At 50.2% G+C, this 17,520-nt stretch carries 16 protein-coding genes and 1 tRNA gene; 7 read left to right on the forward strand and 10 right to left on the reverse strand.

Features of this window, described 5'->3' with window-relative positions; translation table 11 throughout:
- Positions 1 to 240: 240 nt before the first annotated feature.
- On the forward strand, positions 241 to 2,421 hold the full coding sequence (locus tag SK39_RS02375; protein WP_046670504.1) for a TonB-dependent siderophore receptor: 2,181 nt from the start codon (positions 241 to 243) through the stop codon (positions 2,419 to 2,421).
- Positions 2,422 to 2,478: 57 nt separating this feature from the next.
- Here SK39_RS02375 and SK39_RS02380 read toward each other — a convergent pair whose 3' ends face one another.
- From SK39_RS02380 to SK39_RS02420, 9 genes are all read right to left on the reverse strand, one after another.
- The gene (locus tag SK39_RS02380) at positions 2,479 to 3,018 is read right to left on the reverse strand and encodes a glycine zipper 2TM domain-containing protein (RefSeq protein WP_003030814.1); all 540 of its coding nucleotides are present in this window, start codon (positions 3,016 to 3,018) and stop codon (positions 2,479 to 2,481) included.
- Between the two features lie 168 nt (positions 3,019 to 3,186).
- On the reverse strand, positions 3,187 to 4,491 hold the full coding sequence (ndh, locus tag SK39_RS02385) for an NADH-quinone dehydrogenase (RefSeq protein ID WP_048216602.1): 1,305 nt from the start codon (positions 4,489 to 4,491) through the stop codon (positions 3,187 to 3,189).
- Between the two features lie 236 nt (positions 4,492 to 4,727).
- Positions 4,728 to 5,270 (reverse strand): alpha/beta hydrolase YcfP, encoded by a 543-nt coding sequence (gene ycfP / locus SK39_RS02390; protein WP_003030817.1) that lies wholly within the window; start codon positions 5,268 to 5,270, stop codon positions 4,728 to 4,730.
- Between the two features lie 21 nt (positions 5,271 to 5,291).
- Positions 5,292 to 6,317, reverse strand: coding sequence for a beta-N-acetylhexosaminidase (nagZ, locus tag SK39_RS02395; protein ID WP_003846728.1), 1,026 nt, complete (start codon positions 6,315 to 6,317; stop codon positions 5,292 to 5,294).
- Positions 6,318 to 6,327: 10 nt separating this feature from the next.
- The gene (gene thiK / locus SK39_RS02400) at positions 6,328 to 7,152 is read right to left on the reverse strand and encodes a thiamine kinase (protein WP_048216603.1); all 825 of its coding nucleotides are present in this window, start codon (positions 7,150 to 7,152) and stop codon (positions 6,328 to 6,330) included.
- Positions 7,133 to 7,774: a penicillin-binding protein activator LpoB gene (gene lpoB, locus SK39_RS02405; RefSeq protein ID WP_003846732.1), complete on the reverse strand. Its 642-nt coding sequence runs from the start codon at positions 7,772 to 7,774 to the stop codon at positions 7,133 to 7,135. Before lpoB ends, thiK begins: the two co-directional genes overlap by 20 nt.
- 13 nt (positions 7,775 to 7,787) lie before the next feature.
- The gene (locus SK39_RS02410) at positions 7,788 to 8,162 is read right to left on the reverse strand and encodes a YcfL family putative periplasmic lipoprotein (RefSeq protein ID WP_048216604.1); all 375 of its coding nucleotides are present in this window, start codon (positions 8,160 to 8,162) and stop codon (positions 7,788 to 7,790) included.
- Between the two features lie 2 nt (positions 8,163 to 8,164).
- Positions 8,165 to 8,524: a purine nucleoside phosphoramidase gene (gene hinT / locus SK39_RS02415; protein ID WP_003030826.1), complete on the reverse strand. Its 360-nt coding sequence runs from the start codon at positions 8,522 to 8,524 to the stop codon at positions 8,165 to 8,167.
- A gap of 271 nt (positions 8,525 to 8,795) precedes the next feature.
- Positions 8,796 to 9,686 (reverse strand): LysR family transcriptional regulator, encoded by an 891-nt coding sequence (locus SK39_RS02420; protein ID WP_003841843.1) that lies wholly within the window; start codon positions 9,684 to 9,686, stop codon positions 8,796 to 8,798.
- 146 nt (positions 9,687 to 9,832) lie between these two features.
- On the opposite strand from SK39_RS02420, the gene SK39_RS02425 reads away from it, so the two are divergent.
- From SK39_RS02425 to SK39_RS02445, 5 genes are read left to right on the forward strand one after another with little or no spacing between them, the layout of a single operon-like run.
- The gene (locus tag SK39_RS02425; protein WP_048216605.1) at positions 9,833 to 10,432 is read left to right on the forward strand and encodes a cysteine hydrolase family protein; all 600 of its coding nucleotides are present in this window, start codon (positions 9,833 to 9,835) and stop codon (positions 10,430 to 10,432) included.
- On the forward strand, positions 10,429 to 11,466 hold the full coding sequence (hypE, locus tag SK39_RS02430) for a hydrogenase expression/formation protein HypE (protein WP_003846740.1): 1,038 nt from the start codon (positions 10,429 to 10,431) through the stop codon (positions 11,464 to 11,466). The genes SK39_RS02425 and hypE overlap by 4 nt, the downstream gene beginning before the upstream one ends.
- Entirely contained in the window at positions 11,438 to 13,804 is a 2,367-nt protein-coding gene (gene hypF / locus SK39_RS02435; RefSeq protein ID WP_048216606.1) for a carbamoyltransferase HypF, read from the forward strand. Before hypE ends, hypF begins: the two co-directional genes overlap by 29 nt.
- The gene (locus SK39_RS02440) at positions 13,797 to 14,516 is read left to right on the forward strand and encodes an HAD family hydrolase (protein ID WP_032936159.1); all 720 of its coding nucleotides are present in this window, start codon (positions 13,797 to 13,799) and stop codon (positions 14,514 to 14,516) included. The genes hypF and SK39_RS02440 overlap by 8 nt, the downstream gene beginning before the upstream one ends.
- Before the next feature lie 17 nt (positions 14,517 to 14,533).
- Positions 14,534 to 15,703 carry an MFS transporter gene (locus SK39_RS02445; protein WP_032936161.1) on the forward strand — a complete coding sequence of 390 codons (1,170 nt, stop codon included), beginning with the start codon at positions 14,534 to 14,536 and terminating at the stop codon, positions 15,701 to 15,703.
- 43 nt (positions 15,704 to 15,746) lie between these two features.
- Here the strand turns inward: SK39_RS02445 and SK39_RS02450 are convergent.
- Positions 15,747 to 15,822 (reverse strand) — tRNA-Asn (locus SK39_RS02450).
- A 160-nt stretch (positions 15,823 to 15,982) separates the two neighbouring features.
- Between SK39_RS02450 and SK39_RS02455 the strand changes: the two genes are divergently transcribed.
- Entirely contained in the window at positions 15,983 to 17,470 is a 1,488-nt protein-coding gene (locus tag SK39_RS02455; protein WP_003846749.1) for an EmmdR/YeeO family multidrug/toxin efflux MATE transporter, read from the forward strand.
- The last annotated feature ends 50 nt before the right edge of the window (positions 17,471 to 17,520 follow it).

The raw sequence follows: 17,520 nt of genomic DNA on the forward strand, positions 1-17,520 counted from the left end.
CCCCCGCTGTACTAACCCCCCCGGGAGCTGATAAAGCCCCCGGTTAGATTCCCGTTCCATTGTCCCTACATTTCTCATTGTTTTCATCGTGTTATCCGATCATTTTTTGTAAAAGGTATTGATAACGACAATTGTTATCAGCAATATTCGCATTTGTTTTAATGCCTGTTTCACAATGTAACCATCGGTTTCTCTACCGCCATAACAAAAACAGATCGACTCTTTTTAAAAGGAATACAAATGAATAAGCGTCTCTGGGTGCTCAATCCTCTCCTGTTGTCTTTAACCCTCCCGGCCATTGCGGCTGAGGAAGAGAACCTCATCGTCAGCGCCAACCGTAGCCAACGCACCGTGGCAGAAATGGCGCAAACGACCTGGGTTATTGAAGGAAGCGAGATTGAACAACAGGTTCAGGGGGGGAAAGAGTTCAAGGATGTTCTTGCTCAGTTAATCCCAGGAATCGATGTCAGTAGCCAGGGGCGTACAAACTACGGCATGAACATGCGTGGTCGCGCCATTGTCGTGCTCATTGACGGTGTCCGTCTGAACTCCTCGCGAACCGACAGCCGTCAACTTGACTCCATTGACCCGTTTAACATTGCGCACATTGAAGTCATTTCAGGCGCAACCTCACTTTATGGCGGTGGCAGTACCGGCGGATTAATCAACATCGTCACCAAAAAAGGCCAGCCGGAGCGTGAAGTAGAACTCGAACTGGGGAGCAAAAGCGGCTTCAACAACAGTAACGATCATGATGAACGCGTTGCCGCGGCGGTGAGTGGAGGAACCGATCGCGCTTCCGGGCGTATGTCCGTCGCGTATCAACGATTTGGCGGCTGGTATGACGGTAATCACGATGCCCTGCTGCTGGATAACACCCAAACCGGGCTACAGCACTCCGATCGTCTGGACGTGATGGGCACCGGGACGATTGAACTTGACGACAACCGTCAGTTGCAACTGGTTACACAGTATTACAAGAGCCAGGGGGATGATGATTACGGGCTGGATCTCGGCGAGAACATGTCCGCCGTGACCGGAAACGGTAAAGCTTATACCAGCAGCGGACTGAATTCCGATCGTATTCCCGGCACCGAACGTCATCTGATCAGCCTGCAATATTCAGATGCGGATTTTTTCGGCCAGAACCTGGTCAGCCAAATCTATTACCGCGACGAATCGCTGAAATTCTATCCTTTCCCGACGCTCAGCAAAGGTAAGGTCACCAGTTTCTCCGCATCACAGCAGGACACAGACCAGTTTGGCGCCAAAATTACCCTCAACAGCCAGTTGATGGATAACTGGGAGCTGACGTGGGGTATCGATGCCGATCACGAGACCTTCGATTCCAATCAGAAATTCTTCGATCTGGCCTGGTCCCTGCCCTCCGGCGGCATGGATAACCGCACCGCTTATACCACCGGGCGTTACCCCGGTTACAGCATCACCAACTTCGCGCCTTTCCTGCAAAACAGCTATGACATTAACGACATCTTTACCCTCAGCGGCGGCGTGCGCTATCAATGGACCGAAAACAGGGTTGATGATTTCGTTGGCTATGCTCAACAGCAGGGAATCGCGACCGGGCTTGCGAACTCTGCCGATACCATTCCGGGTGGCAAAACCGATTACGATAATTTCCTGTTCAACGCCGGTATCCTCGCCCATCTGACTGACCGTCAGCAAACGTGGTTTAATTTCTCTCAGGGCGTGGAGCTTCCGGATCCAGGGAAATATTACGGTAACGGCACCTATTCGCTGGTTGGCGATCATTACCAGCTCCAGCGCAGCGTCAACGTGGCGGATTCACGTCTGGAAGGGATTAAAGTTAACTCGTACGAACTGGGATGGCGCTACACCGGCGATAGTCTGCGCACGCAACTGGCCGCTTACTACTCGACTTCGGATAAATCGATCGTTATCAACCGCAGCGATATGACCATTAACGTTCAACCCGACGATCGCCGCATTTATGGCCTTGAAGGCGCGGTGGATTATTTCATTGCGGATACGGACTGGAGCCTGGGCGGCAACTTCAATGTTATTAAATCGGAAGTGAAACAGAACGGTAAATGGCAAAAATGGGATGTGACTCTGGCCTCACCGTCGAAAGCAACCGCGTGGGTCGGCTGGGCACCAGAACCGTGGACCTTGCGCGTACAGAGCCAGCAAACATTTGATCTGACCGACGCCAGCGGCAATAAGCTGGATGGCTATAACACCATGGACTTTATCGGCAGCTATCAGCTCCCGTTGGGTAAGCTGACCTTTAGCGTGGAAAACCTGCTGAATGAAGAGTATACCACGCTGTGGGGACAACGTGCGCCACTGCTGTACAGCCCAACCTACGGCAGTCCGTCACTGTATGAATACAAGGGCCGGGGCCGCACCTTTGGTCTGAACTATGCCTTAACCTTCTGATAAAAAAAGCCCCCCAGCCTGAGCGAATGGGGGGCTAATGTTCAGGATAATGCTATTTTACGCTTTGTTATTCAGTACCAACTGTCCGTTGTTATCCAACGGAATTTGCGCGCCGGGGTCCTTATCCATACGGATTTTCCCCTGCTGATCGCCAATTTTGTACGTCACGTCGTAGCCCAGCATCTTTTCAGATTTGTCATACACCGTTTTACAACGCTGCTGCGTGGTGGTGTAAGTATCGTTTTCCTGCATCGAACCCTGAATCTGATTACCTGCATAGCCGCCGCCTAAAGCCCCGGCCACGGTGGCAATATCTTTACCACGTCCGCCGCCAAACTGGTGGCCAATAACGCCACCCGCAACCGCACCCAATACGGAACCCGCAATACGGTTTTCATCTTGTACCGGCTTACGGTGCGTGACAGTTACGTTCCGGCACTCCTGACGCGGTGTTTTTACCGACTCTTTAATCGGTGTTGCAGAGACAACTTGCGCATACTGTGGGCCACGCTCGAAAACGTTCAGACTGGCCACTGCTGCAACACCCAGCGCAGCAGCTACGCCAATCCCTATACCCGCCAACATTGATTTATTCACGGGACTTCCTCCTTTTTTGCTATTAGCAACAACTTTGCAACAGAAGGTAAGGAATGCCAATCAGATTACGGATGAAAATAGCAGGATGAGGCATGAACGCAGGATGATTCGGAGAACTCTGAAGGAAGGCGCCGGATGCGTAAAATCATCCGGCGCCACAAGTCGATATTAATGCAGTTTCAGACGCGGGCGAATCACCCGGTTGATACTGCCGACCAGCATCATCAGGCCGGTTTTGAAGTAGCCGTGTAAAGCAATCTGGTGCATGCGGTACAGTGAGATGTATACAAAGCGCGCAATACGCCCTTCCACCATCATCGAACCACGAGTCAGGTTGCCCATCAGGCTACCCACGGTAGAAAAGTTAGAGAGCGAGACCAGAGAGCCATGATCTTTGTACTGATACGCTTTCAGTGGCTTGCCGTTCATCTGTGCCAGAATATTGTTCATCGCACAGGTCGCCATCTGGTGTGCTGCCTGAGCGCGTGGAGGCACAAAACCCCCTTCCGGGCGAGCGCAGGAAGCGCAGTCGCCAATCGCGTACACGTCAGGATCGCGCGTGGTCTGCAGAGTTGGCTCAACCACCAGTTGGTTAATACGGTTCGTTTCCAGACCGCCAATGTCTTTCATAAAGTCTGGCGCTTTGATACCCGCCGCCCACACCATCAGGTCGGCTTTAATGTATTCGCCATCTTTGGTGTGCAGTCCGCCTTCGTCAGCGCTGGTGACCATAGTCTGGGTCAGTACGCGTACGCCCAGTTTGATTAACTCATTATGCGCAGCACCGGAAATACGCGGCGGCAACGCAGGCAGAATGCGCTCGCCAGCTTCCACCAGCGTAACGTTCAGCGCGTCGTTGGTCAGTCCTTTGTAACCATAGCTGTGCAGCTGTTTTACCGCATTGTGCAGCTCAGCGGAGAGCTCAACCCCCGTCGCACCACCGCCCACAATGGCGATATTCACTTTTCCGTTAGCGCCCAGATTCGCGGAATACTTCAGGAACAGATTCAGCATCTCCTGGTGGAAACGACGCGCCTGATGCGGGTTATCGAGGAAAATGCAGTTTTCTTTCACGCCAGGGGTGTTGAAATCGTTGGAGGTACTGCCCAACGCCATCACCAGCGTGTCATACGGCACTTTACGCTCAGGAACCAGCAGATCCCCCTTCTCATCGCGCAGCTCAGCGAGAGTAATGGTCTTCGCTTCACGATCGATATCTATCACCGAACCTAACTGAAACTGGAAGCCATGGTTACGGGCATGTGCCAGATAGCTCAGCGCATCCACGCCTTCATCCAGTGAACCCGTAGCCACTTCATGCAGTAACGGTTTCCACAAATGACTGTGGTTTCTGTCTACCAGTGTGATTTTGGCCTTTTTCTTACGCCCGAGTTTTTTACCCAACTGCGTCGCCATTTCCAGTCCGCCAGCACCGCCGCCGACAATCACGATCCTTTTCAATGGTGTAGTCAACGTGACCCCCTCAAATTTATTAACCAATTGTTAATTAAAAGTTATTAATATAGCTCTTAATTAACAACAAGTTACAGTAATGAAAATGTTCTTCGAGAGTGAGAATAACACGAACGGTGCATTGGTCATACCAAAATTGATGTGTATCAAGTTTTGATGCTGAAAAGATAGACAACCGGAACTTTAAGAACAAAAAAACCAGCCCGATGGCTGGTTTTTTACGCACTCAATAAGGATTAACCTAACGTCTTGAACGCTTTGATGCGCTGCAAATGCGGAGAGATATTCTTAAACTTATGCGTCTGCTCTTCGTCCCAGACTATCTCGTAAAAGTGATGCAGCTCTTCCGACGAACGCTGGCTATTGAGCGCTTCATCATGACGCGACAGGATAACCAGACAGCGATCGCGATTCTTTTCGCGGAAATTAGTCACGCATTTTGTTGCGATGTCTGCATACTCCTCAGGCCGGTCAATTTTGCCTTCCATGTTCTCATACGGGAACAGGTTAGGATTAAACACGACCTGACGAATATCACACAGAAAACCAATCCGTTCAGCCCAATATCCCCCGAGCCCCACACCACAAATCAGCGGACGGTCATCCACATTCAGCTGCAGCATTTTGTCCACTTCTTTCAGCAGATGCTGCATATCATGTTTAGGATGCCGCGTACTGTAGCTAATCAGCCTGACATCCGGGTCGATGAATTGCAGCTGCAACACCTTCTCATGGTTGCCCGGGCTGTTAGAGTCAAAACCGTGTAAATAGATAATCATCGCATCCTCGCCAAACTTGCGTTAATGACCTGCTTTCTCTTCCTGCCAGCGCTCATGAAGCTGGTTTAGCTGAGCGCTTACCGTCTTCCAGCGTGCCGAATCCATCAGTTCCTGACGTGAAAATGAACCTTTATGATACAAACGTGTAACACGTTCTGCATTGATCGGCGACAGATTATCTAACACACTGACCGCTCCCTTACGATTATTGCAGACCAGGATCATATCGCAACCTGCATCCAGCGATGCCTGTCCACGCTGGGCATAGCTTCCCATAATCGCCGCCCCTTCCATCGACAAATCGTCGGAGAAAATGACACCATCGAAGCCAAGCTCCTGGCGCAGCACCGTTTTCAGCCAGTGAGATGAGCCACTCGCCGGACGCGGATCTACATCACTGTAGATAACGTGCGCAGGCATAATGGCATCCAGTTTGTTCTCAGTAATCAACGTCTGGAACACGGACATATCTTTCGCACGAATCTCGGCTTCTGAGCGAGGATCGGTTGGGGTTTCTTTGTGTGAATCCGCCGTCACGGCCCCATGACCAGGGAAATGTTTACCGGTCGTTTTCATGCCTGCGGCATGCATACCGTCAATGAAGCGGGTCGCCATCGCCAATGCTTTTAGCGGATCGGCGTGGTAAGAACGCTCGCCGATTGCGGCGCTGATATGGCCCACATCCAGTACCGGTGCAAAGCTGATATCAATGTCCATCGCGATCATTTCGCTGGCCATCAACCATCCGGCGTCCTGAGCCAGTTTGCCGCCCTCTTCCAGACCGTGCAGCGCGGCAAACGATTGAGCCGCAGGCAGGCGAGTAAAGCCTTCTCGAAAGCGCTGTACGCGTCCGCCTTCCTGATCTACCGCCACCACCAGATGGTTACGTGACGCAGTCCGGATTTGTCGCACTAATTCACGCAGCTGTTCCGGGTCATGATAATTTCGGGTAAAGAGGATCAACCCACCTACCAGCGGATGCGCCAGAATCTCACGCTCTTCTGCGTCCAGCTCATACCCTTCGACATCCAACATTACTGGGCCCACACTGCTCTCCTTATCCTTTCATTGTTAGCTGCCGCCAGGTTTCATCGGCCAGCCTGATAAATTGTCTATCACCGGTTTGCCGCCAGCGATACTCAAACCACCCCGCCTTCAGCATCATTATCCAGGGTTGCCATTGTCTGACTTGTCGCCACAAAACGTCTGGCTCAATGTGCGCTCGTTGAGCGTAGGTGCTAACCAGCTGTTGGTGCTGGGATTCATCGCTGACCCATACCGCCGCCAGCTCCAGGGCAATATCACCGTCTCCGGCGTATTCCCAATCAATCAGCCGCAGCCCTGAGGCTGTGCGTACGATGTTGTCACCGTGAACATCCATATGCAGCGGCCCCAGACGCAAAGGTCGAGGCTCACCTCGTTTCCTCAGCCGCTTCAGCGCGCGCAGCCAGCATGGTGTACGACGCGCCGGATCGCCACACTGCCAGTACTGTTCAAGTAGCGGCAGCAGGCTGATTCGCCAGCCCAATCGGGGTTGCTGGTGCAGATGATACAGTAAGCCTGCGAGTTCGTCGGCGTCCGGTAATCTGGATTCTACCTTACCGTGAAAAAACTCAACGGCCATCCACCCACGCGTATAAAAATAAGGACGTGGCGCAAGGTTTTCTGGCAGGTGTTTTAACGCATGATATTGGCGTAAGAAATACGATTCCGGCGCATCAGGGTCGTGATGACAACGCAGTACCAGCCGGTGAGAATGATGCTCAATGATGCAGCTCCCGCCGCTCAGGCCAGTTTGGCTGGCTGCGACGGGATGATACTGCGGGAAATAGCGCGACAACACTTCGCCGCGCGTGAGTCTGTTATTGTTGCTGAACGGCACCTTTACCTGACCAGATTATCTCGCCAGTTTGTACCAGCATTAATTGCATTTGCAGCGCAGGCGAATTGACGTTGCCGGATGCGCTGGAATAAAGCACATACTGCGCGCCAACGTTACGGGCGATACCAATCGCTTTACTGCGCGTTCCCAGGCTATCGTTCGGCGACAGACCTAACTGCTGCTTGGCGACTGCCAGTTGCTGAGCGGAAACCAGAGTAAACTTACCGTTATTCGCCAGAGCATTACGTAAGGTTTCGGTGGCTTCACCCGCGTTCAGCGAGCCGTTGGTGCGGTTATTCACGCTATCAACCAGCAGAACGCCGCCCGCTTTTACGCCGTCAGCCTGCAGCATTTTTCCGACCATCGGCTGCATAGCCCCGTTCCAGTCATAATGACGTTGACGTGGCGTCGGCTGCGCCGTTTGGTCCTCATGCTCAATCGGACCCGGCTGCTGCGGTATGGTTGGCACCGTTGGCACTACCGGCACCGGCTGTTGCGGCTGCACAGGCTGTTCCGGCACCGGCTTGACTTCCTCTACCGGTGCGGGCTCTCGTTGCACCACACAGCCAGAGAGAAACATCGCCAGCGCGGCAATCAGTGCGTAGCGATTCATTTTGATCATCAAGATTCACCCCTTACAAATAAAGATAAAGTCTAACCTTGTGCGCCCCCAGAAAATTGGCGCTGCCGTACAGCGTCACCGACGAATGAGCCGGGATAGTCACGCTGCGCGGCGCTTCCAGAGGATGCATTTCCAGTCCTCTGGCGTCATACCAGTAAAACCGATAATGAACGATGACGGGTTCTTGTCTTTCGTTATAGAGTCGCGAGGATGCCGAGGCCTGAATATCAGACGTGGTTAACGTGGGCTGTTCTGCTGTTATACCTGCCGCCAGAATCGTTGACTCCATCACCAGCGACTGTTCATCACTTACCGGAATTTCTGGGTGTGTTCGACAACCCGCCAGTAGCAGCAAGCCCAGTGAAAGTGCAATGCATCCTCTGATCATGCCTACAGACCTTTATGCGCGAGCATTGGGCCAAGCGCACGGCCACCCAGCAGATGCATATGAATGTGATACACCTCCTGACCCCCGTGGCGGTTGGTGTTCATGATTAAGCGGTACCCATCTGCAGCAATGCCTTCCTGCTCAGCAATTTTCGCTGCAACGGTAATCATGCGGCCCAATGCCTGTTCATGTTCAGCCGTCACATCGTTGACGGTTGGGATCAGGATGTTAGGAATGATCAGAATATGCGTAGGTGCCTGAGGGGAAATATCACGAAACGCAGTGACCAGTTCATCCTGGTATACGATATCCGACGGAATTTCACGACGGATAATTTTGCTGAATATAGTTTCTTCTGCCACGACGTTTTCCTTTTTCATTAACAGCCCAAGCGTTTTGCCATGCTACGCCGGGTAACTCTGCGAGTATAGAGTATGAGCGAGTTACTCACGCTCTTTCAACTTTAACCCTCGATTTTTTAAGCGAAAACCCCAGTCAGTGCTGCTCTTATAACCATTTCCCAGCGCTATTGCTTAAGCATAGTACTGAAATCCTATTTCATTTATGCCCAAAGCGGTTTACACGTCAGGCATCAATGCGTGGCCGTTACCCTCTCGTCAGGGCGTATAACGGCTACATGACGATATCAGCCTCCCCGGCCACCACCAGGCGCAAGAAATCGTCCCGCCGATGGTTTTTAATTTTGGGGTTCCATGCCACACCAATGTTCCAGCGAATTTGTTTTTCAGCGAGCATCAATAGTCTCGCTTCGGCAGGCAAAAAATGCCGGACACTTGTGGGTAAAAAGGCGACTCCGTTCCCCCCGGCAACCAATGCCAATAGCGTAGTCATGTCATTTGTTACAGAGACCGGTTCAGCGCTAAGTTGGATGCTTTGTAGAAAGAGTGAGGTTTGTTCCGCAAGACATGGGCTGGTTGATGGATCCAACTGGAGTAAGGGATATGCCGATAGCGCACTCTGAATAGTCATGCTTTCCATATAACCCTCCATCGGAACAGCAAGAGCCAGCGTTTCCTCATAAAAAATATATGAAGCCAGGCCTTTACTGACCGGCATCCGGACAAAACCGATATGCAAGCGTCCTTCCAACAACATTTTCATCTGAGCGCTGGAGGGAAGATGATTAATAACCACTTCACACTCGGAAAATTGCTGATGGAATTGATTTATCCACTTAGGTACTTGCTGAAAAGAGGAAAGACCAAATCCCATAAATAACTTTTCACGATTTCTGGTATTTATTTCTTTCGCATAGTTTAGAAATTCAATATGGGATTGTAAAAGTTCATTGGCTTTTGAAAAAATCTGTTGACCAAATACTGTCAAACTCGCGCCATGGCGTCCGCGCAAAAAAAGCTCACCACCGGTCAAATGCTCTAGCGTTTGTATCTGCTTTGACAGTGCTGGCTGAGTCAGGAAAAGTTCCTTTGCAGCATTGCTATAACTTCCTTTTATCGCCAACGTAACAAAGGCACGCAGCAATTTCATATCTATTCCTTTCATTTATCGAACCTTGAAAAAAATGGAATTATACAAATACCTATAATAAGCACATGATAGCAAAGCATGGCAATAAATAAACATAACTCTCCATAGAGAAATCGCAAAAAAAATTACGCCCATTATTTTAATGATAAAAGAATATAAATATGCCAAATGTAGCTGTGTTAACAAATGATCTGCAATATGAATTTACATATAAAATAACCCATTCGACTCAGGAATTAGAACAAAAATTGACTGCATTTAATCAGTTTCTTGACGGCATCAGAAATCAAAACCAGGCAGTCATCCATTTGCAGTTAATAAATGATCCTGCCGATCCCGCAGTACAACGGCGCTATAAAAATCGCGATGCAGGTATTCCCGCCCTCGCAGGACGACCTGAAAACCGAATAATCGACAGTATTTGCGCCCCCTCCGATCTCATCGTAGTAAAAGGCAGAGATAGCGGTTTCTTTAATAATAATCTTGATGAAACACTGCAAAAACTGGGTGTAAAAACGGTCATCGTGACCGGCTTACAAACGCATGTTTGCGTACAAACCACGGCCGCAGATGCATTTTTCCGCGGATACAATGTTTGGGTGCCGGAAGATTGCGTATTTGCCCCTTCTGCCGATGATACCACTCGCGCCTTAGAGTGGCTTGCCAGCTATTGCGCAACCGTTGCCCCCTCGGCTGAGATTTTATCGCTGCTAGCAAAACATAACGATCTTCCTGAGCGCAACGAAAGGAAAACCGCATGAAAAGTCCATTAACACAAGCAATGAAACCAACAGATACCGTCGTTCTGGACCATGGCACGGGCGCTCGCCTGAGCAGGGAACTGGTCGAATTAATTGCGGAAATTTTGGGCGATACTTATCTGGGAACCATGGAAGACAGCGCGTTACTGGAGTTACCGTCCCGACAAATTGCATTTACTACAGATTCTTTTGTTGTCACTCCGCTGATCTTTGGCAATGGGGATATCGGTAAAATTGCCGTATGCGGTACCGTTAACGATCTTGCGGTAAGTGGCGCACGTCCGCTGTATCTGACGCTGAGTCTCATTATTGAAGACGGTATGCCCATATCTGAACTGAGCGCCATTATTGAGTCAGTTCGCGATACAGCCATTGCTGCAGACGTCAAAATTGTTGCCGGAGACACGAAAGTTGTCGGCAAGGGTGAGGCAGATCGCTTGTTCATCAATACAGCAGGCGTCGGCGTTATTGAGCGCGCCCCCGTCTCAATCAAAAACGTGCGCCCAGGACAAAAAATCATCCTCAGTGGTTTTATTGGGAATCACTCCATTCATTTGTTATCTCTGCGTGAAGGTCTGGGGTTTGAACGAAATATTCTCAGCGACTGCGCCCCTCTCAACGCGATGATTCACCAGCTTATCGATGCCGTTCCTGCCGGGAAAATTGCCTCGATGAGAGATGTCACTCGCGGTGGACTTTCCGCGGTACTCCATGAACATGCCCGTGCAGCAAAGCATGAAATGCGCTGCGAACGGCAATCTTTACCCATCCAGCCTGAAACGGCGATGGCGGCAAATATGCTGGGCGTCGATGTCATCAATCTTGCAAACGAGGGATGCCTTTGCCTGTTTGTCGAACCAGACAGCGCAGAAGACGTGCTCAGACTATTAAAGACGCACCCACTTGGCCAAAAAGCCGCCATTATTGGCGAGGTATTAGCAACGCCAGAAGTGAGAGTCAGCATGCTTGAGCAGGATGGAACCGTATCGACAATAGAGGAGCTCTATGGTGCAGAATTGCCACGACTCTGCTGAGCAAGGCGGCGCTCTGGAAACCCGACGTTACCGCATTTGCGGAATTGTCCAGGGAGTCGGGTTTCGTCCTTTTGTCCATCGACTGGCTCGCACCTTTGCCGCGACCGGCTGGGTTCTCAATGATTCCGAAGGCGTGCTACTGGAACTACAGGCTACATCAGACAATATCGCGCAGCTTATTGATGAGCTGGCATCTAACCCGCCGCCAATGGCCCGCATCAATGGTATTGTAGAGGTACCGCGAGAAAATTCGGATCAACGTTACGCAGAGTTTAGTATCCGTAAAAGCCGCCAGCTTGCGAAGATGGATACCATTATCCCGCCAGACTCAAACGTCTGTCAGGATTGCCTGAACGAAATGTTTGATCCGCAGAACCCGCGCTATCGGTACGCTTTTATTAATTGCACAAACTGCGGGCCGCGATATTCAATTATCCAGGCAATGCCCTATGACCGTTCACAAACAACAATGCAAGCCTTTGCAATGTGCCCGGCCTGTCAGCATGAGTATGACGATCTCGATAATCGTCGTTATCACGCGCAACCCAATGCCTGCCCCGCATGCGGACCAAAACTGGATCTGAGGTCGCGTAATGGCGAGACCGTAATAACAGATGATATCGTCAAATTTGCCATAGCAAGGCTACACGAAGGGGCGATTATTGCGATTAAAAGCCTTGGCGGTTTTCATCTGGTTGTTGATGCGAGTAATGAAGATGCGGTTTCGCAACTGAGGCAGCGCAAACGTAGAGATGCAAAACCTTTTGCCATTATGGTAAGGGACGCGGACAACGCGGCACAAATAGTCCACGTCAACGCTCAGGAAAGAAAACACCTGGAAAGTGTAGAGCGCCCCATCGTACTGCTGCGTAAACGCCGCAGTACGATGCCGGAAATCATCGCACCGCATAATCCGAATATTGGCGTCATGCTGCCATCAACGCCGCTTCAGTATTTAATGCTAGAAGATGCCACAATGCCAGCGCTGGTGATGACCAGCGGCAATCTTTCAGGCCACCCTATCGTATTTGATAATGTGAGTGCAATTGCGCAGTTGGGCGAAATCGCGGACTATTTTATTCTTAACGATCGTGATATTCACACGCGTATCGATGATTCAGTGGTTCGCGTTATGGCTCATCGTAACCACCTTTCATTCCTGCGACGTTCACGAGGTTATGCCCCCTATCCTGTCCACCTACCTTTCAACGTTGATCCGATCATCGCTCTCGGGGCGGAACTGAAAACCACCGTTAGCATTGCTAAAGGTAATAAGGTGTTTATGAGTCAACACATTGGCGATCTCAAAAATGACCTTACGTTTAAATCACACCTTGCGTGCGTCAATCACCTGCAAAAGCTCCTCGATATTGAGCCAACGATTGTGGCCTGTGACCTTCATCCGGCATTTCGCTCAACGCGCAATGCGCTGGAGCAATCGCAGCTGCGGGTTATTCAGGTACAGCATCATCATGCGCATATGGCTGCGTGTATGGCCGAGAACGGACTCAGAGGAAAAACAATTGGCGTAGTATTCGACGGTACGGGTTACGGCACTGATGGCACAATCTGGGGTGGCGAATTTCTTGTGGGGGATACCAGAAGCGTTGAACGTGCAGCACATCTGCGCCACATCGCTTTGCCAGGCGGTGACAGCGCAGTTAAAGAACCCATCCGGATCGCTATTTCGCTATTAACAGAAATTTTCGGCGAGCATATTCCTGAATCCTCAATTCCAGGTCTAAGCACGTTGCCGGCTCAACAGCGTGACGTCTTCGCCAAAATGGCTATGCGCAGGATCAACACGCCTGTAACCAGCAGCATCGGTCGACTTTTCGATGGCATCTCCGCATTAATGGGTATTTGTACGCATATTGAATACGAAGCGCAGGCCGCCATTGAATTAGAAGCGTTGTTGCAATGCGATCTTCATATGGCACAACCTTTTGCCTTCTCGATTGTGGAATCAGAAGGCCATCTCGAAGTGGATTATCGCCCGTTGGTCCACGAACTGATTTCAGCACTGACAACACGGCCTCTCGATTTACCTGAGTTAAGCCGACGCTTTCATTCGACCATCGTAGAGATTATTACCGCGGTCTGTATCCGTTTGTCTGTGCACGCAAAAACACGGCAAGTGGTATTAAGCGGCGGGGTTTTTTGTAATGAGTTTCTTCTCATCAATGCTCTTGACCGATTACACGCGGCAGGATTTGAAGCTTACTGCCATCAACTTGTACCCACTAATGATGGAGGGATCTCTTTAGGACAAATTGCCGTCGCGTCCAGACTAAGTCAAACGAGTCAAACTAATAATAAGGAAACCGAGTATGCATAATATCACCAACAGAGCTGCCGCCGTGTTATTTGACATGGATGGTGTGCTTATTGATTCAAATGAGGTTATAGAAAGAGCCTGGCGCGAAGCAGCAGATATGTATGGTAAGACAATATCTGAAGACGAGATTATCAAACATATCCACGGGCAACCTGGTCCACATACTATTCGGGCACTGTTCAGTGACCTACCGCTCGTGGATCAGCAAAAAGTTCAGGCTCATATTATTCATGTCGAAAACACGGCTTCCTACAACCCTATTCCCGGTGTCTCTGAGCTTATCACTGCGCTGGATGCAGCAGGCGTCCGGGTTGGTATTGTAACCAGTGGCTGGCGCGAGAAAATCGACCGTGTGACGGCGATGCTTCAGGTTCAGTCTTGCATTTCCGTTATTGTTGAACGCGATGACGTCTCCCGGGGAAAACCCTTCCCTGACCCGTATCTTCTCGCAGCCGAACGTCTTGATCTTCCTGCGGAGAAAACAATCGTCTTTGAAGATTCTAAAAGTGGCGTAACGTCCGCAGTTGCCGCTGGCGCGTTTTGCATTGGCATCGGTGGCGTTGAATTGATTCCATGTGGTGCCAGACTTGCTATTCCAGACTTTACCGGTGTTGAGGTCATATCACGACTGGACGGAAACACCGCGATTTCATTTTGTCCGGACCACATTTTGATCATCGATAAAAAAGATATGTCTCAGGCATCAGAGTAGAATTAAAAGGATCACTAATGGAAGTCGCGCAAAAAGGGCGCTGGGCTGTTACAACATTATTTTCAGTGAATGGGTTTGTAACCGGTGCCTGGGCAGTACAAATTGCCCAACTGGTTTCACGCTTTCACATTACTGATAAAGTAATTGGCCACCTGATATTGATTTTCGGGCTTGGCGCATTATTTATGATGCCGATGTCCGGCATGGCCATGGAAAAATACGGCTCACAGCGTGTCGTGCGCATTTTTTCCATTGCGGCATCCGTCGCCCTTATTCCTGTTGGATTCGCACCTGATATCTACTGGTTAGCACCAGTGCTATTTTTGCTGGGTGCTATGATTGGAGCAATGAACGTCGCAATGAACTCGAATGCCGTGGCAGTCGAAAAAGCACTGTCACGCACGGTGTTATCTTCATGTCACTGTTTCTGGAGCATTGGGCTTTTCATTTCAGGTCTTATTGGGGGGTATCTGGTTAAGCAATTCGGCTTTCTCATGCACCTGTTTTTAATTAGTGCTATTTCCTTAGCGATCACGCTGTCGGTATATCCACATATCATCAAAGATAAATCGATAAAAATAAAACGGTTAATCAAAGGAAAGCAGCCACATCGCTCATGCACGATCTACTTTATAGGCGTTATTGCCCTGCTCGCCATGATCCCGGAATGTGCTGTTGTGGACTGGTCGTCACGTTATTTATTGAAAAATCTCAATGCGACTACAGAAACGGCAAGCCTTTCCTTTGCCTGCTTTGCGGGAACAATGGCAATCTTTCGCTTCATGGGAGACTTCACTCGTAACCGCTTTAATGCCATTCTCGTGATGCGCTCATCCAGTCTGTTAGCTGGGATTGGGCTGCTGGCAGCCGCAATGGCTAGTCATCCCTGGCAAGCCACCGTTGCCTTCGCTATTGCCGGTATTGGCATAGCCAATCTGGTACCGATTGCTTTTTCCGCTGCGGGAAACCAGCCTGATATCTCGACCAACACGGGAATGAGCATCGTCACCACGATCGGTTATCTGGGTACGCTACTGGCCCCTGCACCTATAGGCCTGGTGGCTGAAATCACAGGTTTTCCTGCTGTATATACCGGGATGGCCGCCATGTTGGGCATGATTATGCTGCTTGCTCCCCTGATTAGGGTAAAGGCCAGCGTCAAATTTGATGCCAATTTGACGCGTTGAAAACAAAAAGCCTGCTTAGTTTCCTGAGCAGGCTTCTTAAATATGGCTCCTCTGACTGGACTCGAACCAGTGACATACGGATTAACAGTCCGCCGTTCTACCGACTGAACTACAGAGGAATCGTTGTGGAGGCTTATCTTAGCGGCGAAAAAAATTTTGTCAAACCTCATTTCTTCGAATGCGAATCAATTGATGCTTATCTCGACAGTTTGTTGCATTTACAGACATTTTAAATAGAAAAAACTTTGCAGCTTTTATGATTCTCCCTCATCATTTGAAATGAGGTTTCAACTTTCTTCGTTAAGGTCCACTTTGAACGTCTCCGCTGCCTTACGCCAGGTCGCTTCCCGCACGCCCTGGTATGCCAAACGCAAGAGTTATAAGGTTCTCTTTTGGCGCGAAATCACTCCGCTGGCTGTCCCCATTTTCCTGGAAAACACCTGTGTGCTATTGATGGGTGTTCTGAGTACCTTCCTGGTAAGTTGGTTGGGAAAAGAAGCAATGGCCGGTGTCGGACTCGCCGACAGTTTTAATATGGTCATCATGGCATTTTTCGCCGCCATCGATCTGGGTACCACCGTAGTTGTAGCATTTAGCCTCGGGAAACGAGATCGTCGACGGGCCAGAGCCGCAGCCAGACAATCGCTGGTGATCATGACAATTTTTGCTACCGTGCTGGCAGCGGTCATTCACTATTTTGGTCAACAGATTATTGACGTTGTTGCAGGTGAAGCAACGCCAGACGTTAAAGCTTTGGCACTTACCTATCTGGAGCTGACGGTGCTCAGCTACCCGGCGGCAGCCATTGCGCTGATCGGCAGTGGCGCACTACGTGGAGCCGGAAATACTAAAATACCGTTGTTGATAAACGGCGGTATGAACATCCTGAATATCATCATCAGTAGCATCCTGATTTACGGGATCTTTTCCTGGCAAGGTCTGGGATTTGTGGGAGCAGGCCTGGGACTGACCATTTCGCGCTACATCGGGGCGATTGCCATCATCTGGGTACTGATGATTGGTTTTAACCCCGCGCTGCGAATTCCCTTCAAAAGCTATTTTAAGCCACTCAATCTCGCCATTATATGGGAAGTGATGGGGATCGGCATTCCGGCAAGTATCGAGTCGGTGCTGTTCAACGGCGGTAAACTTTTGACGCAGATGTTTGTTTCAGGCATGGGAACCAGCGTTATCGCCGGGAACTTTATTGCATTTTCTATCGCCGCGCTTATCAATTTACCGGGGAATGCTTTAGGTTCCGCGTCGACAATCATTACCGGCAGGCGTCTGGGAAATGGCCAGATTGCCCAGGCTGAAATCCAGCTACGGCATGTGTTCTGGCTGTCGACGATTGGGCTAACGGCAATTGCCTGGCTAACCGCACCTTTCGCCGGGGTGATGGCCTCATTTTATACCCACGATCAGGATGTAAAAGAGGTCATAGTCATCCTGATTTGGCTCAACGCAGCATTTATGCCGATATGGGCAGCCTCCTGGGTGTTACCAGCGGGCTTTAAAGGTGCGCGAGATGCACGTTTTGCTATGTGGGTATCGATGCTGGGCATGTGGGGCTGCCGCGTAGTCGCGGGCTACACTCTGGGTATCGTATTAGGATGGGGAGTTGTCGGCGTTTGGTTAGGTATGTTCTTCGACTGGGCCGTGCGCGCCGCGTTATTTTACTGGCGTATGGTCACAGGCCGCTGGTTGTGGAAATACCCACGCCCCGAACGCGAAAAGTGCATAAAACAACCGGTTGCGTCTGAATAATCGGCGAAATGAGGAATATTTCAGCAAACGATCGCATTTATCCATTCAGG

This window comes from Citrobacter sp. BIDMC107, assembly GCF_001037575.1.
Taxonomy (GTDB): Bacteria; Pseudomonadota; Gammaproteobacteria; order Enterobacterales; family Enterobacteriaceae; genus Citrobacter; species Citrobacter freundii.

Coding starts and splice junctions, on each gene's coding strand:
- SK39_RS02420 (WP_003841843.1), bottom strand. CDS start 9,686: ATGAAAGGAATAGATATGAAATTGCTGCGTGCCTTTGTTACGTTGGCG.
- hypF (WP_048216606.1), top strand. CDS start 11,438: ATGGTGCAGAATTGCCACGACTCTGCTGAGCAAGGCGGCGCTCTGGAA.
- ycfP (WP_003030817.1), bottom strand. CDS start 5,270: ATGATTATCTATTTACACGGTTTTGACTCTAACAGCCCGGGCAACCAT.
- lpoB (WP_003846732.1), bottom strand. CDS start 7,774: ATGATCAAAATGAATCGCTACGCACTGATTGCCGCGCTGGCGATGTTT.
- hypE (WP_003846740.1), top strand. CDS start 10,429: ATGAAAAGTCCATTAACACAAGCAATGAAACCAACAGATACCGTCGTT.
- SK39_RS02425 (WP_048216605.1), top strand. CDS start 9,833: ATGCCAAATGTAGCTGTGTTAACAAATGATCTGCAATATGAATTTACA.
- SK39_RS02445 (WP_032936161.1), top strand. CDS start 14,534: ATGGAAGTCGCGCAAAAAGGGCGCTGGGCTGTTACAACATTATTTTCA.
- SK39_RS02455 (WP_003846749.1), top strand. CDS start 15,983: ATGAGGTTTCAACTTTCTTCGTTAAGGTCCACTTTGAACGTCTCCGCT.
- SK39_RS02375 (WP_046670504.1), top strand. CDS start 241: ATGAATAAGCGTCTCTGGGTGCTCAATCCTCTCCTGTTGTCTTTAACC.
- SK39_RS02410 (WP_048216604.1), bottom strand. CDS start 8,162: ATGATCAGAGGATGCATTGCACTTTCACTGGGCTTGCTGCTACTGGCG.
- SK39_RS02440 (WP_032936159.1), top strand. CDS start 13,797: ATGCATAATATCACCAACAGAGCTGCCGCCGTGTTATTTGACATGGAT.